The 13,009-nt window shown below is 67.0% G+C and carries 14 protein-coding genes; 8 read left to right on the forward strand and 6 right to left on the reverse strand.

Going from position 1 to position 13,009, the window contains the following annotated elements; translation table 11 throughout:
- Positions 1–209: 209 nt before the first annotated feature.
- The 3 genes from gudD to FOB72_RS31965 are packed head-to-tail and all read left to right on the forward strand — an operon-like array spanning position 210 to position 3,702.
- The gene (gene gudD, locus FOB72_RS31955; RefSeq protein WP_223851673.1) at positions 210–1,553 is read left to right on the forward strand and encodes a glucarate dehydratase; all 1,344 of its coding nucleotides are present in this window, start codon (positions 210–212) and stop codon (positions 1,551–1,553) included.
- A 55-nt stretch (positions 1,554–1,608) separates the two neighbouring features.
- On the forward strand, positions 1,609–2,616 hold the full coding sequence (locus FOB72_RS31960; protein ID WP_150377216.1) for a Bug family tripartite tricarboxylate transporter substrate binding protein: 1,008 nt from the start codon (positions 1,609–1,611) through the stop codon (positions 2,614–2,616).
- A 60-nt stretch (positions 2,617–2,676) separates the two neighbouring features.
- Positions 2,677–3,702: a LacI family DNA-binding transcriptional regulator gene (locus tag FOB72_RS31965; protein WP_150377217.1), complete on the forward strand. Its 1,026-nt coding sequence runs from the start codon at positions 2,677–2,679 to the stop codon at positions 3,700–3,702.
- A gap of 15 nt (positions 3,703–3,717) precedes the next feature.
- Here FOB72_RS31965 and FOB72_RS31970 read toward each other — a convergent pair whose 3' ends face one another.
- The gene (locus tag FOB72_RS31970; protein ID WP_150377635.1) at positions 3,718–4,485 is read right to left on the reverse strand and encodes an SDR family NAD(P)-dependent oxidoreductase; all 768 of its coding nucleotides are present in this window, start codon (positions 4,483–4,485) and stop codon (positions 3,718–3,720) included.
- 188 nt (positions 4,486–4,673) lie between these two features.
- On the opposite strand from FOB72_RS31970, the gene FOB72_RS31975 reads away from it, so the two are divergent.
- From FOB72_RS31975 to FOB72_RS31985, 3 genes are all read left to right on the forward strand, one after another.
- Positions 4,674–5,567 (forward strand): AraC family transcriptional regulator, encoded by an 894-nt coding sequence (locus FOB72_RS31975; protein ID WP_150377218.1) that lies wholly within the window; start codon positions 4,674–4,676, stop codon positions 5,565–5,567.
- A gap of 76 nt (positions 5,568–5,643) precedes the next feature.
- Positions 5,644–6,726: a mechanosensitive ion channel family protein gene (locus FOB72_RS31980; RefSeq protein ID WP_150377219.1), complete on the forward strand. Its 1,083-nt coding sequence runs from the start codon at positions 5,644–5,646 to the stop codon at positions 6,724–6,726.
- Positions 6,727–6,759: 33 nt separating this feature from the next.
- A complete protein-coding gene (locus FOB72_RS31985; protein WP_150377220.1) occupies positions 6,760–7,329 on the forward strand; it encodes a lipocalin family protein in 570 nt (189 codons plus the stop codon).
- A gap of 23 nt (positions 7,330–7,352) precedes the next feature.
- Here the strand turns inward: FOB72_RS31985 and FOB72_RS31990 are convergent, their stop codons facing one another.
- A complete protein-coding gene (locus FOB72_RS31990; RefSeq protein ID WP_150377221.1) occupies positions 7,353–8,102 on the reverse strand; it encodes an SDR family NAD(P)-dependent oxidoreductase in 750 nt (249 codons plus the stop codon).
- Positions 8,103–8,204: 102 nt separating this feature from the next.
- On the opposite strand from FOB72_RS31990, the gene FOB72_RS31995 reads away from it, so the two are divergent.
- Positions 8,205–9,086, forward strand: a complete 882-nt coding sequence (locus tag FOB72_RS31995) for a LysR family transcriptional regulator (protein ID WP_150377222.1) — start codon at positions 8,205–8,207, stop codon at positions 9,084–9,086.
- A 148-nt stretch (positions 9,087–9,234) separates the two neighbouring features.
- Complete coding sequence (glgX, locus tag FOB72_RS32000; RefSeq protein ID WP_150377223.1) at positions 9,235–11,403, forward strand: glycogen debranching protein GlgX; 2,169 nt, start codon at positions 9,235–9,237, stop codon at positions 11,401–11,403.
- Here glgX and FOB72_RS32005 read toward each other — a convergent pair.
- From FOB72_RS32005 to FOB72_RS32020, 4 genes are all read right to left on the reverse strand, one after another.
- Positions 11,400–11,879 carry a hypothetical protein gene (locus FOB72_RS32005; RefSeq protein WP_150377224.1) on the reverse strand — a complete coding sequence of 160 codons (480 nt, stop codon included), beginning with the start codon at positions 11,877–11,879 and terminating at the stop codon, positions 11,400–11,402. The genes glgX and FOB72_RS32005 overlap by 4 nt on opposite strands.
- Positions 11,876–12,331 carry a CesT family type III secretion system chaperone gene (locus FOB72_RS32010; RefSeq protein WP_150377225.1) on the reverse strand — a complete coding sequence of 152 codons (456 nt, stop codon included), beginning with the start codon at positions 12,329–12,331 and terminating at the stop codon, positions 11,876–11,878. Before FOB72_RS32010 ends, FOB72_RS32005 begins: the two co-directional genes overlap by 4 nt.
- 93 nt (positions 12,332–12,424) lie before the next feature.
- Positions 12,425–12,643, reverse strand: a complete 219-nt coding sequence (locus FOB72_RS32015; RefSeq protein WP_150377226.1) for a hypothetical protein — start codon at positions 12,641–12,643, stop codon at positions 12,425–12,427.
- A 125-nt stretch (positions 12,644–12,768) separates the two neighbouring features.
- The gene (locus FOB72_RS32020; protein WP_150377227.1) at positions 12,769–13,008 is read right to left on the reverse strand and encodes a hypothetical protein; all 240 of its coding nucleotides are present in this window, start codon (positions 13,006–13,008) and stop codon (positions 12,769–12,771) included.
- Position 13,009: the final 1 nt, after the last annotated feature.

The raw sequence follows: 13,009 nt of genomic DNA on the forward strand, positions 1-13,009 counted from the left end.
GTCTCTCGATCCTGTTGCAGTCGCGGCAGGATCGCCGATCGGGGCGTGCCTGTGAACTTCGGGTTTCGCCACCAGTCATGAGAATTTGTCATGCCTGGGCGCGCTAGCGGGAAAACCCTAGTCCCCATCCGAGTGCATTCCGGCCACGGCGTGCTAGTATTCGAACCGCAATGTTATCGTTAAACCTAGCGTCAAACGGAGAGTTTCCAGTGCAACAGACTTCGCATCCAGCTACCCCAGTCGTGACCGAACTGACCGTCGTGCCGGTCGCGGGTCATGACAGCATGCTGATGAACCTTTCCGGCGCGCATGGCCCTTACTTCACGCGAAATATCGTCATCCTCAAGGACAGCGCGGGCAATATTGGCGTGGGAGAGGTGCCCGGCGGCGAGGGCATCCGCCAGACGCTCGAGGACGCGCGGCCACTCGTCGTCGGCCAGCCCATCGGCCAGTACCAGGCCATCCAGAACAAGGTGCGCGAGGCGTTCGCGAGCCGCGACGCCGGCGGCCGCGGTCTGCAGACGTTCGACCTGCGCATCACGATTCACGCCGTGACGGCGCTCGAGGCCGCGCTGCTCGACCTGCTGGGCAAGCATCTGCAGGTGCCCGTGGCCGCGCTGCTCGGCGAAGGTCAGCAGCGCGACGCGGTGGAGATGCTCGGCTATCTGTTCTACGTCGGGGACCGCAAGCGCACGCCGCTCGACTATCGCACCGAGCCCGATGCCGACAATGCATGGTTCCGCGTGCGTAACGAGGAAGCGATGACGCCGGAAGGCGTGGTGCGCCTGGCCGAGGCGGCCTTCGAACGTTACGGCTTCAACGATTTCAAGCTCAAGGGCGGTGTGTTCAGCGGCGACGAGGAGATGGAAGCCATCGTCGCGCTGGCCGAGCGCTTTCCGAGGGCCCGCATCACGCTCGATCCGAACGGCGCATGGGCGCTCAAGGAGGCGGTGCGGCTGTGCCGCGACAAGCATGGCGTGCTGGCTTATGCCGAGGACCCGTGCGGTGCCGAGGAGGGCTATTCGGGCCGCGAGATCATGGCCGAGTTTCGCCAGGCCACGGGCCTGCCCACGGCGACCAACATGATCGCGACCGACTGGCGCCAGATGGGCCATGCGATGCGTCTGCACTCCGTGGACATTCCGCTTGCGGACCCGCACTTCTGGACCATGCAGGGTTCGGTGCGCGTGGCGCAGATGTGCTCGGAGTGGGGCCTGACGTGGGGCTCGCACTCGAACAACCACTTCGATATCTCGCTGGCGATGTTTACGCATGTGGCCGCCGCGGCGCCGGGCCGCGTGACGGCCATCGACACGCACTGGATCTGGCAGGACGGCCAGCGCCTGACGCGCGATCCGCTCAAGATCGAGGGCGGCCTCGTGCAGGTGCCGAAGACACCGGGCCTCGGCGTGGAACTCGATATGGACGCGCTGGCCCGCGCGCACGAGCTGTACAAGCAGAAGGGCCTCGGCGCGCGCGACGACGCGATCACGATGCAGTACCTGATTCCGAACTGGAAGTTCAACAACAAGGCGCCCTGCATGGTCCGCTGACGACCCGTTGCGGGTCCGCCTTCTACAAGAAATCAGTCAATCCAGGAGACAAACAATGAAAGATTCCCGCCCCTCGTTGCGCCGCCGCGCGCTGATTGCCGCCACGCTGGTCGCCGGCATTGCCGTCACGGGCGCGGCCGGCACGGCACTGGCGTCCGACGCCAGGTGGCCGACCAAGGCCGTCTCGGTGGTGGTGCCGTTCCCGGCCGGCGGTTCCACCGACACGATCGCGCGCATGCTCGCGCAGCCGCTCAACGAGAAGCTCGGCCAGCCGTTCGTGATCGATAACCGTCCGGGTGCCACGGGCGCGATCGGTGCGACGTTCGTCAAACGCGCGCCGGCCGACGGCTACACGATGATGGTGGCATCGATCGGCGTGTATGCGGTCAACCCGTTCCTGCAGAAGAATCTTGCCTACGATCCGGCCAAGGATTTCGACCTGCTGACCGTGGCCGTGCGCGCGCCGAACGTGCTGGTGGCCAATCCGGGCTTCCCGGCCAGGTCGCTGCCGGAGCTCGTGGCCTATATGAAGAAGAACCCGGGCAAGGTGACGTTCGCCAACTCGGGTGCCGGTTCGTCGGACCACCTGACGGCGGCGCTGTTCTGGCAGAAGAGCGGGGCGCAGGGGCTGCACGTGCCGTACAAGGGCGGCGCACCGGCGATCTCAGATCTGCTGGCCGGGCAGGTAGACGTGTCGTTCCAGAACGTGAACGCGGTGCTGCAGCATATCCGCTCGGGCAAGCTCAAGGCGCTGGCCGTGACGTCGGAGAAGCGCTCGGCGGTGCTGCCGGACGTGCCGACGATGGCGGAGGGCGGCGTCAAGGACGTGGAAGTGTATTCGTGGCAGGCCGCCGCGGCGCCGAAGGGTCTGCCGGCCGACGTGAAGACGCGCCTGCATGGCGCCATCGTGAGCGCGCTCAAGGATGAGGGCATGCAGAAGAAGCTGAGCGAACAGGGCTTCGAGGTCGTGGCCAACACGCCGGAGCAGTTCGTCCAGTTCGAGCAGCAGGAACTCAAGCGCTGGAAGGAAGTGATCGAGAAGGGCGGCATCACGATGGAGTGATGGCTGGGGTCTGCTGCCTGCGGAGGGGAGGCAACGTCCTCCCTCCATTACAATCACCGCATGCCTCGCACCCCATCCCCTTCCATTCCGGCTCAGAACATCCGCGTCACGCTCAAGGACGTGGCGAGCGTCGCGGGGGTATCGGCCATGACGGTATCGCGCGTGCTCAACGCGCCCGATACCATCTCCGCGGCCACGGTGGCCAGGGTACGCGAAGCCATTGCGAGCACGGGCTACGTGCCCAACAGCGCCGCCAAGGCCCTGCGCTCGAGCAAGAGCCGGCTGATCGCGGCCGTGCTGCCCACGCTGACGGGCTCCGTGTTCCTCGATACCATCGGCGCGCTCACGGCCGCACTGGCCCGGCGCGGCTACCAGCTCATGGTGGGCCAGAGCGGCTATAGCGCGATTGGCGAAGACCAGCTGATTACCGACATCATTTCCCGGCGTCCGGACGGTATCGTGCTGACGGGCGTCGTTCATACCGACGAGGGCCGCCGCCGGTTGCTGGCATCGGGTATCCCGATCGTCGAGACATGGGACCTCACGCCCGAACCGCTGGACGTGCTGGTGGGCTTCTCGCACGAAGCGGTGGGCCGCGAGGTGAGCCGCTTTCTGGTCGGCAAGGGCCGCCGGAGGCTGGCGCTGATCGGCGGTGACGACGTGCGTTCCAAACGGCGCTGGACCGCCTTCGCGAAATCCGCGCGCGCGCTCGGGGTGCCCGCACCGGTCGCCCGCTTCGTGTCCGCGCCCACGACGCTCGCGCACGGCCGCGAAACGCTGCGCGCATTGCTTGCCGAACATCCGGACGTGGATGCCATTTTCTGCAGTTCGGACGCGCTCGCGCTGGGCGTGCTGATCGAAGCGCGCGCGCAGGGCATCGACGTGCCGAAGCAACTGGCTGTGATCGGCTTCGGCGACCTCAACTTCTCCGCCCAGCTGGACCCCGCGCTGACGACGGTACGCATCGACGGCCCCCGCATCGGCGAACTCGCGGCCCACTGCATCGTGGCCCGCGCGCTCGGCGAGCCGCTCGACGAACGCATCATCGACGTCGGCTTCACGATCGTCGAACGCGAGAGCACCTGACTGCCACGACCCGGCTCAGATGCCTTGCCCGCCGGACACCTCGATCCGCTGCGCATTGACCCAGCGGTTGCTCTCCGACAGCAGCCCCGCGATCATCGGCCCGATATCGTCGGGTACGCCCGCGCGGCCCAGCGCCGTCATATCGGCAAACAGCTTGTTGATCTCGGCATTGTCGCGCACGGCGCCGCCACCGAAATCGGTCTCGATTGCACCCGGCGCCACGGTATTCACGGCAATGCCGCGCGCACCGAGTTCCTTCGCCATATAGACCGACAGCACCTCGACCGCGGCCTTGACCGCCGCATACGCGCCGTAGCCGGGGAACGATACCCGCGTGAGGCCGCTCGACAGATTGACGATGCGTCCGCCGTCGGCGATCAGCGGCAGCAGCGCCTGCGTCAGGAAATAGACGCCCTTGAAGTGCACGTTGACGAGGCTGTCGAACTGCGCCTCGGTGGTGTCCGCGATCAGCGCGTACTCGCCGTGGCCCGCGTTGTTGACGAGGTGGTCGAACGTGTCGCGCTGCCACGTTTCGCGCAACGCGGCACGCAGCTGTTCCGCGAACGCCGCGAAGCTCGCGATATTGCCGGTATCGAGCTGCAGCGCGCGCGCCTTGCGGCCCATGGCCGCGATCTGCGCGACCACGGCGTCGGCTTCCGCCGCGCTGCGCTGGTAGGTCACGATCACGTCGCCGCCGCTGCGGGCGATGGCGAGCGCGGTATTGCGGCCGAGGCCGCGGCTGGCGCCGGTGACGATGGCGATCTTGCTCGAGGATGGGGTCATGGTCTGGCTCATCTTGGGCTCCTGAAACAGGTGGTTGGGTGCAACGAATTATTGGAGTTGCGAGCCCGATAGTCTTAGTCAATTCCTCGGCGTTACTTGCCTGATCCTACGAATTGCCGCCGGAGCGCCCCCAGGGAATGGCCGGTCGGGGTAGCGAAAGGGGCCGGGATCGGGCTACGATCGCAGCCATGAACGACGCCCTGCTCGATGCCGTCCGCCGTTACGCGGACACGTATGCCGATGCCGACGGCCTGGCCCGTACGCCCGTGCCCGGGCTGACCACGATCCGCTCGACCTCCCCGAGCGGGCTGCTCTATGCGATCGCGCGTCCGCTCGTCTGCCTCGTGCTACAGGGCACCAAGCAGGTCACGATGGGCGCGCAGACGCTGACGTTCGGCCCCGGCGATTCGCTGCTGATCACCGCCGACGTGCCGACCGTGAGCCAGGTCACGGCCGCGAGCCCGGCACGGCCCTACCTGTCCCTCGTGCTCGACCTCGAACCCGCCGTCATCGCGGACCTGACCATGCAGATGCAGGGGGGGCCAGTGCCGGACGGCGCAGCCGTGCGCTTCGAGCCGACCGACGGCGAAGTGTCGGACGCCGCGCTGCGGCTGATGCGCTTGCTCGAACGGCCAGAGGCGGTGCCGGTATTGCATGCGCAGCGGGTGCGCGAGCTGCATTACTGGTTGCTGGAGGGACGGCATGGCGCGGCGATCCGGCGCCTGGGCTGGCCCGAAGGCAATGCGCGGCGCGTGGCGCGCGCGGTGGCCGTGCTGCGCGACGAATTCGCGCAGCCGTTGCCGATGGAGCGGCTGGCCAGCGTCGCGGGCATGAGCCCATCCTCGTTCTATCAGCACTTTCGCGCCGTTACGTCGCTGTCGCCGCTACAGTTCCAGAAGCAACTGCGCCTGATCGAGGCGCGCCGGCTGATGCTGGCCGATGGCATGACCGCGAGCGATGCCGCCTTTGCGGTCGGCTACGAGAGCGTGCCGCAGTTCACGCGCGAGTATCGCCGCATGTTCGGGCTGCCGCCGGCAAAGGATGCCGAGGCCCTGCGCGGTGCCGTGGTGGCCGCCGCCTGAGCGCGCGGCGCGCTTTCCTTCCCATCCGAAGCAGGGCGTGGCGAAACTTCCACGCCGCGCATGTGTCGTTAAGTTCATGAATATCGATATCCTGATCAATCACCCGTGGTTCAACACATGGGCCGCGGCCATCATCGCCGTCGTGCTGGCGCTGATCGTGCACAAGCTCGGCGGCTTGCTGCTGCTGCGGATCGCGCGCCATTCGGCGGTGCTGCACGCGATCCTCACCAAGATCCGCGCGCCCGCCAAGTTCGTGCTGCCGCTGCTCGCGCTGCAGACCGTCTGGCAGGCGGCCGGCGACGACCTGCGCTGGATCGACAACGTGCGGCACATCAACGGCCTGCTGATGATCGCGGCCACCACCTGGCTGATCGTGCGCATCATCGCGGGTTTCGCGCAGGGGATTCTGGACCGGCATCCCGTGGACGTCGCGGACAACGTGGCCGCGCGGCGCATCCATACGCAGACGCGCGTGCTGTCGCGCATCGCCATGACGCTCGTGATGGTGATGGGCGCGGCCATGCTGCTGATGACTTTCCCGGGCGCGCGGCAGGTCGGCGCGAGCCTGCTGGCGTCCGCGGGGGTGGTCGGCCTGGTCGCCGGCTTTGCGGCCAAGCCCGTGTTCAGCAACATGATCGCGGGCCTGCAGCTCGCGCTCACGCAGCCGATCCGGCTCGACGACGTGCTGATCGTCGAAGGCGAATGGGGCAGGGTGGAGGAGATCACCGGGACCTACGTCGTGCTCAAGATCTGGGACGAGCGCCGGCTGATCATTCCGCTGCAGTACTTTATCGAGAAGCCGTTCCAGAACTGGACGCGCAACAACTCCGCGCTGATGGGTTCGGTGTTCTTCTATGTCGACTACGGCATGCCGCTCGCGCCGCTGCGCAAGGAGCTCGAACGCATCGTCCATGCGGCCCCGGAATGGGACCAGCGCTTCTTCAACCTCGTGGTGTCCGATACCACCGACCGCACGATGCAGTTGCGCGTGCTCTGCACGGCCGCCTCGTCGGGGCTGGCATGGGACCTGCGTTGCGTGGTCCGGGAGGGCCTGATCGACTTCATGCAGCGCGAATATCCGCAATTCCTGCCCCGGCTTCGGATCGAGGGCGAGGTCGGTCATGGCCATTCGAGCGGGGGAGAGGGCATACCGGCCTGACCCGCCCGCATCATGCGCAATGGAGCGAACAATATGCAACGAGGGCAGGCAAGAATTACCGCGACGCTGGCATTCGGCGCCGCGCTGGTGGGTACCACGCTGCTGCTGCAGGCATGCGGCGCCTTTGCGGGCGGGAAGCGCGGCAACGACGCGGTGCCGCAGCCGGCAAAGCCCGTCGACCTCGAACGCTACCTCGGCAAGTGGTACGAATACGCGCGCTACGAGAACCGCTTCGAGCGCGACTGCGATTACGTGACGGCCGAGTATGGCAAGCGCGAGGACGGCAAGGTGTCCGTGCGCAATACCTGCGGGGCGCGGCCGGGCGCATCGCCGAAGGTGTCGGAGGGCCGGGCGCGCGTGGTGCCGGACAGCGGCAACGCGAAGCTCGAGGTCTCGTTCTTCGGGCCGTTCTATGTTGGCGACTATTGGGTGCTCGACCACGCGGACGACTATACGTGGTCGATCGTCGGCGAGCCGTCGGGGCGCTTCCTGTGGATCCTCACGCGCGAACCCAAGCCCACGGCATCGGCCGGCAAGGCGCTGATCGACCGCGCGCGGGCATTGGGCTATGACACCTCGATGCTGCGCATGACCGCGCAGTAACGCCCGGTAAGGGGCGGTAAGGGTCAGGTCAGCGCGATACCGCCGTCCACGCGCAGATTGACGCCCGTGATAAAGCTGCCCGCATCGCTCGCGAGCAGCAGCGCGGCCGACGCCAGCTCCTCCGGGCGGCCCATCCGGCCCAGCGGAATCGCGTTGGCCATCATCGTCTCGAACGCGGGACGCGCGTCGGCCGCGACGCCCAGCTTGGCCAGGATCGGCGTATCGACGGGCCCCGGGCTCAGCACGTTCACGCGAATGCCGCGCGTCTTCAGTTCCAGCGCCCAGCTGCGCGCGAACGCTTCCATGGCCGCCTTGCTGCCCGCATAGACCGCGTGGCCGTCGAGCACCTTGTGGCTGGCGATGGAGCTCACGAGCACGATGGCGCCGCCGTCGCGCATGACGGGCACGATCTTCTGCACACCGAAGAACACCGCCCGGGTATTCGTCGCGAACTGCACGTCGTACTCGTCCACGCCGACGGCTGCCGACGGCGTGATCGTATTCATGCCCGCGTTGGCGACGTAGATATCGACCTTGCCGAAGCGTTCGGCCACGAGGGCCGCCACGCGGTCGTGCGTGCCCAGGTCCGCGACGTCGCCGGTCAGCCCCGATGCGCGCGAGCCGAGCGCCTGGACCGCGGCGTCCACGGCATCCTGCCGGCGGCCGACGACGATCACGCTGGCGCCGGCCTCCATGAAGCGGCTTGCGATCGCGAAGCCGATGCCACTGTTGCCGCCCGTGACGATGGCGGTCTTTCCTGCGAGTGCCTGCATGATGGGCAATGTCCTGTGTCAGGAGAATGCGCGCATCATGCGCGCCGGCGCCCTCGCGGACTAGCCTACAATCGGCCCATCACTTGTGCCAATCTGTCATCAATGTCGATCGAGCGCCTGCATGGACTGTCCGCCTTCGTGCGCGCGGTGGAAGCCGCGTCATTCACGGCCGCAGCGCGTACGCTGGGCACCACGCCGTCCGCGGTCTCCAAGAGCGTGGCGCGGCTGGAGGCCCGGCTCGGCGTCAAGCTGTTCCAGCGTTCGACGCGTGCGGTAGTGCTGACCGTGGAGGGGCGCGCGTACTACGAGCGCGTCGCATCGCTCGTGCGTGGGCTGGAGGAGGCGGCCGACGCCGTGGCGCCCGCGGCGACGGCGGTCGGCCGGCTGCGCGTCAGCATGCCGGGCGATCTCGCGCGCTCGCTGCTCGGCCCGCTGACGGCGGTGCTGATGCCCAGGCATCCGCGCCTGACGCTCGATGTCAGCGTCAGCGACCAGCATGTCGATCTGATCCGGCAGGGGTTCGATCTTGCCCTGCGGGTCGGACAAGCGGCGGACAGCGGACTCCACGCGCGGCGGCTCGCCGACCTGCCGCTGGTGCTCGTCGCCTCGCCGGACTACCTCGCGCGTCACGGCGTGCCTGGCACGGCAGCCGGGCTCGCCGCGCACCGGCATGTCCGCTACCGGCTGGCGGGGCAGGTGGTGCCGATCGCATTCGCGCACGATGCCTGCCCGCCACTCGAGGGCAGCTTCGACACCGACAGCGGGGAGGCGATGCGCACGGCAGCGCTCAACGGCCTCGGCATCGCGCAATTGCTCCGCGCCACGGTGCAACGGGACATCGATGCGGGCATGCTGGTCGTGGTGCTGCCCGATGTGCCGCTGCGGCCGGTGCCACTGCAGGTGCTCCACGGGTTTGGCCGTCGGTTGCCCGCGCGCGCGAAGGTGTTCGTGGAATTCATCGCGGCCGAGATCACGAAGACATAGCGTCCCGGAAAAATTTGCAACGCAGGCGGCAACGCGTACAAATTGCATTGCCGGGAACCTTGCCGATACGGCGGAATCCATGGTTTCCGCTCCGGCATGGGTCGTGCTTCATGGCCTCCATTCCAAACGAGCCAGGCGACAACCCATCATGCGCGATCATCGCATCAGCGAAGGACATCCTTTTCCCCTCGGGGCCACGTGGGACGGCAGCGGCGTCAATTTCGCGCTGTTCTCGGCGCATGCGACGCGCGTCGAGCTCTGCCTGTTCGACGCGGAGGGCAAGTCGGAGATCGAGCGCATCGAACTTCCCGAATACACCGACGAGGTCTGGCACGTGCGCGTGGACGGCCTGCGTCCGGGGACCGTATATGGATACCGCGTGCACGGGCCGTACGAGCCCGAGAACGGGCACCGCTTCAATGCGAACAAGCTGTTGCTCGACCCCTACGCCAAATCCTATATCGGGCAACTGACGTGGGACCATGCCGTGTTCGGCTACACGATCGGCGCCGAGGGCGACGACCTGACGTTCGACGAGCGCGACAGCGCGCCGTTCGTGCCGAAGTGCGTGGTCGTGGATCGGGAGTTCGGCTGGAGCCATCCGCTGGCGGCGCGCGTCCCATGGGACCGCAGCATCGTCTACGAAACCCATGTGCGCGGCTATACGATGCGCCATCCCGAGGTGCCGGAGCCCCTGCGCGGCACGTTCGACGGACTCGGGCAGCGCGCGGTCATCGACTATATCCGCAGTCTCGGCGTGACGTCGGTGGAACTGCTGCCGATTCATGCCTACCTCAACGACAGCCATCTGCTCGACAAGGGACTGACAAACTTCTGGGGCTACAACACCATCGGCTTCTTTGCGGCGGACCCGCGGTTCTTCGCGCGCAAGACGGGCGAGATCGCCGAACTCAAGCAGATGATCGACAACTACCACGAGGCAGGCCTCGAGGTGATTCTCGACGTCGTGTACAACCACACGGCCGAGGGTAACGAGCGCGGCGCGACGCTGTCGTTCCGCGGCATCGACAATGCCTCGTACTATCGGCTGATGCCCGATCAGAAGCGCTACTACATCAACGACACGGGTACCGGCAATACGCTGAACCTGTCGCATCCGCGCGTGCTGCAGATGGTGACGGACAGCCTGCGGTACTGGGTCACCGAGATGCAGGTGGATGGCTTCCGCTTCGACCTTGCCACCATCCTCGCGCGCGAGCCGAACGGTTTCGACTACGAGAGCGGCTTCCTCAAGGCGTGCGGGCAGGATCCGATCCTCTCGAGCGTGAAGCTGATCGCGGAGCCGTGGGATTGCGGTCCCGGTGGCTATCAGGTCGGCAATTTCCCGCCCGGATGGGCCGAATGGAACGACAAGTACCGCGATACCACGCGCAAGTTCTGGAAGGGCGACGAAGGCGTGGTGCCCGAACTGGCGGCGCGCATCACGGGCTCGGGCGACCTGTTCGACCATCGTGGCCGGCGTCCATGGGCAAGCGTCAACTTTCTGACCGCGCACGACGGCTTCACGCTGCACGACCTTGTGTCGTACAACGACAAGCACAACGAGGCCAATGGCGAGGACAATCGCGACGGGCACTCGGACAATCTGTCGTGGAACTGCGGCGCGGAGGGCGACACCGACGATGCGGAGATCGTCGCGCTGCGCGAGCGCCAGAAGCGCAACCTGCTCGCCACGCTGCTGCTCTCGCAGGGCACGCCGATGCTGTGCGCGGGCGACGAGTTCGGGCGGACCCAGCAGGGCAACAACAACGCGTACTGCCAGGACAACGAGATCAGCTGGGTCGATTGGGAGCGAACCGAGGAGGGCGCCGCGCTCACGGCATTCGTGCAGAACCTGATCACATTGCGTCAGGCGCTGCCCGTGCTGCGCCGCTCGCGCTTTCTCAACGGCGCGTTCGACGAGACGCTGCAGGTGGCCGATGTGCGGTGGCTGGACGCGGACGGCAACGACCTGACGGAGGCGCAATGGGGCGATGGCGCGATGCGCTGCTTCGGCCTCGTGCTCGATGGCCGCGCGCGGGCGTCCGGTATCCGCCGGGCTGCATCCGATGCCACGGTGCTGATCGTATTCAATGCGCACCACGATGTGGTCGACTACCGGTTGCCGGATATCCCGGGCACGGACCGCTGGACCTGCCTGATCGATACCAATATGCCGGTGCGCGATACGCTGCCCACGTTTACCTCGGGCGATGTGTATCAGGTCACGGGCCGCTCGCTGCTGGTGTTCTCGCTGGAGGCCAGCGGGTCCACGCAGCGCGTGTTCGAACGGCTCGAACGAGAGCTGAAGAGCTAGCGCGCGGCGCCATCCGACCCTTCCGGCGCGCTCTCGATCAGGCGCTGCAGCTGGCGCGTGGCCGTGATCTCCGCGGCAAGCCGGTCTACGGTCAGATGGCGTGCGGCGAGCCAGCGGTTCAGCGTGATGCCGCCCTGGGCATTGCTGCCGATCGACGCGCCGAACCGCACGAGCAGTTCGCCCGCCAGCGCGAGCGACGCCCTGACGCGCGAGAGCGTTTCCGACTCGAGCCGGTAGCCGGCCTCGGCGGTGATCATCATGCCCGGCTCGTCGGGGGCCACCGCGCCGTGGCGCCTGGCGCGCGGGGAGACGGCCACGAGGGCGCCGTCCACCAGCAGCATGCCGTCGCCGCTCGCGTGCCGCGCTTCCTCCGCGCTGCCGCTGAGCAGGCGGAAGGCGTCGTGGCGCAGCTTGCGCAGCAGGGTTTCCTGTGTCTCCTGACTGTCGGCGGTGGCCGTCTCGCCGTCGGATATCACACGCGGATCCACATGTAGTCGCCGCTGGCGAGGTTCTCGAACATCTCGTCGGAAGAGCCGACGATATTGTTCTGCCAATAACGGCCATGTTCGACGTAGTGGTCGACGAGTTCGCCGAGGTAGGCGCCGTCCACGTCATCGCCGAGGGGAACGCGCAGCAGCAGCACGATGCCGCCCGTGTCCGGGTCGAGGCCGAGCTGGGCCTGGTCCTGCGCGTAGATGGTCAGGTTGGCTTCGAGCAGCAGGCGGAAGATGCGCAGGGTGCGGCCGCTGCTGATGATGCCGTATTCGAAATTGAGGTAGATCGCCTGTGGATCTTCCTCGAAGAAGTCGATAGCGAGATCGAATCCGCTCGCGTTCAACAGGCCGGCTTCGACGATGCCGTCGGCGTCGGGAATATCGAGCTCCTCGCAGAGTTCGACGATCAGCTCGTTTCGGCGTTCCAGGCTCATGACGCGCGTGTTGCGGAAGGTTGGGAAGACAAGTGGCGGGTCCCGGAAGCCAGTGCCACCGGGACGACCGCCGTTCGGGATGCGACGATGCCGTCAACCCTGTGTGAGCGACTTTGCGTTCTTCGGCCCCGCTTCCTTCAGCTGGGCCAGCGTCGTCGCGAGGTTGATCGCGTTCATCGCCTCGGCTGCTGCCTGGATCTGCGCGATGGCGCTGGCCGTGTTGGCATCCATGCCACCTTTGGAGGCGGCATAATCGGCACCCGCGCCGACGACGCTCGCACCCGTGCCGGCATTGCTGACTTGATTAGGCATGACAAACTCCTTCGCTGTAATGGCCCGGTGGGCCGGTCGTGAGAAACGAGGCATCGGGATGACGCCCCGGTACTTCCAGGCAGCCGCGCCCGAAGGCGCGGCCGCGCTGATCGGTCAATGAGGCGTCAATCGCCCCGCAGGCGCTCGCAGACCGCCGCGGCGGCCATCAGGCCGTCCGCCACCACGCGCGCGGCGTTGCGTGCATGGGCGGCGGGCTCCGCGAGCGAGGCATCGACGATCGCCGATGCCGAGGCCTTCAGTTGTGCGATGCCGTGGGCGATGCGCGCATCCTTCGGGTTCTCGTCGATCAGCTGCACCATCTGTTCGAGCGTGCGGATCGTGTCGGGGGTCAGGCTGTTGTACATG

Origin of the sequence: Cupriavidus pauculus, from assembly GCF_008693385.1 — a bacterium.
Classification (GTDB): domain Bacteria; phylum Pseudomonadota; class Gammaproteobacteria; order Burkholderiales; family Burkholderiaceae; genus Cupriavidus; species Cupriavidus pauculus_D.

Excerpts from the sequence above, each read along its gene's own strand:
- FOB72_RS31960 (WP_150377216.1), top strand. The coding sequence starts at position 1,609 with ATGAAAGATTCCCGCCCCTCGTTGCGCCGCCGCGCGCTGATTGCCGCC.
- FOB72_RS31990 (WP_150377221.1), bottom strand. The coding sequence starts at position 8,102 with ATGCAGGCACTCGCAGGAAAGACCGCCATCGTCACGGGCGGCAACAGT.
- FOB72_RS31980 (WP_150377219.1), top strand. The coding sequence starts at position 5,644 with ATGAATATCGATATCCTGATCAATCACCCGTGGTTCAACACATGGGCC.
- FOB72_RS31975 (WP_150377218.1), top strand. The coding sequence starts at position 4,674 with ATGAACGACGCCCTGCTCGATGCCGTCCGCCGTTACGCGGACACGTAT.
- FOB72_RS31985 (WP_150377220.1), top strand. The coding sequence starts at position 6,760 with ATGCAACGAGGGCAGGCAAGAATTACCGCGACGCTGGCATTCGGCGCC.
- FOB72_RS31995 (WP_150377222.1), top strand. The coding sequence starts at position 8,205 with ATGTCGATCGAGCGCCTGCATGGACTGTCCGCCTTCGTGCGCGCGGTG.
- FOB72_RS32015 (WP_150377226.1), bottom strand. The coding sequence starts at position 12,643 with ATGCCTAATCAAGTCAGCAATGCCGGCACGGGTGCGAGCGTCGTCGGC.
- FOB72_RS31970 (WP_150377635.1), bottom strand. The coding sequence starts at position 4,485 with ATGACCCCATCCTCGAGCAAGATCGCCATCGTCACCGGCGCCAGCCGC.
- glgX (WP_150377223.1), top strand. The coding sequence starts at position 9,235 with ATGCGCGATCATCGCATCAGCGAAGGACATCCTTTTCCCCTCGGGGCC.
- FOB72_RS32010 (WP_150377225.1), bottom strand. The coding sequence starts at position 12,331 with ATGAGCCTGGAACGCCGAAACGAGCTGATCGTCGAACTCTGCGAGGAG.
- FOB72_RS32020 (WP_150377227.1), bottom strand. The coding sequence starts at position 13,008 with ATGTACAACAGCCTGACCCCCGACACGATCCGCACGCTCGAACAGATG.
- FOB72_RS31965 (WP_150377217.1), top strand. The coding sequence starts at position 2,677 with ATGCCTCGCACCCCATCCCCTTCCATTCCGGCTCAGAACATCCGCGTC.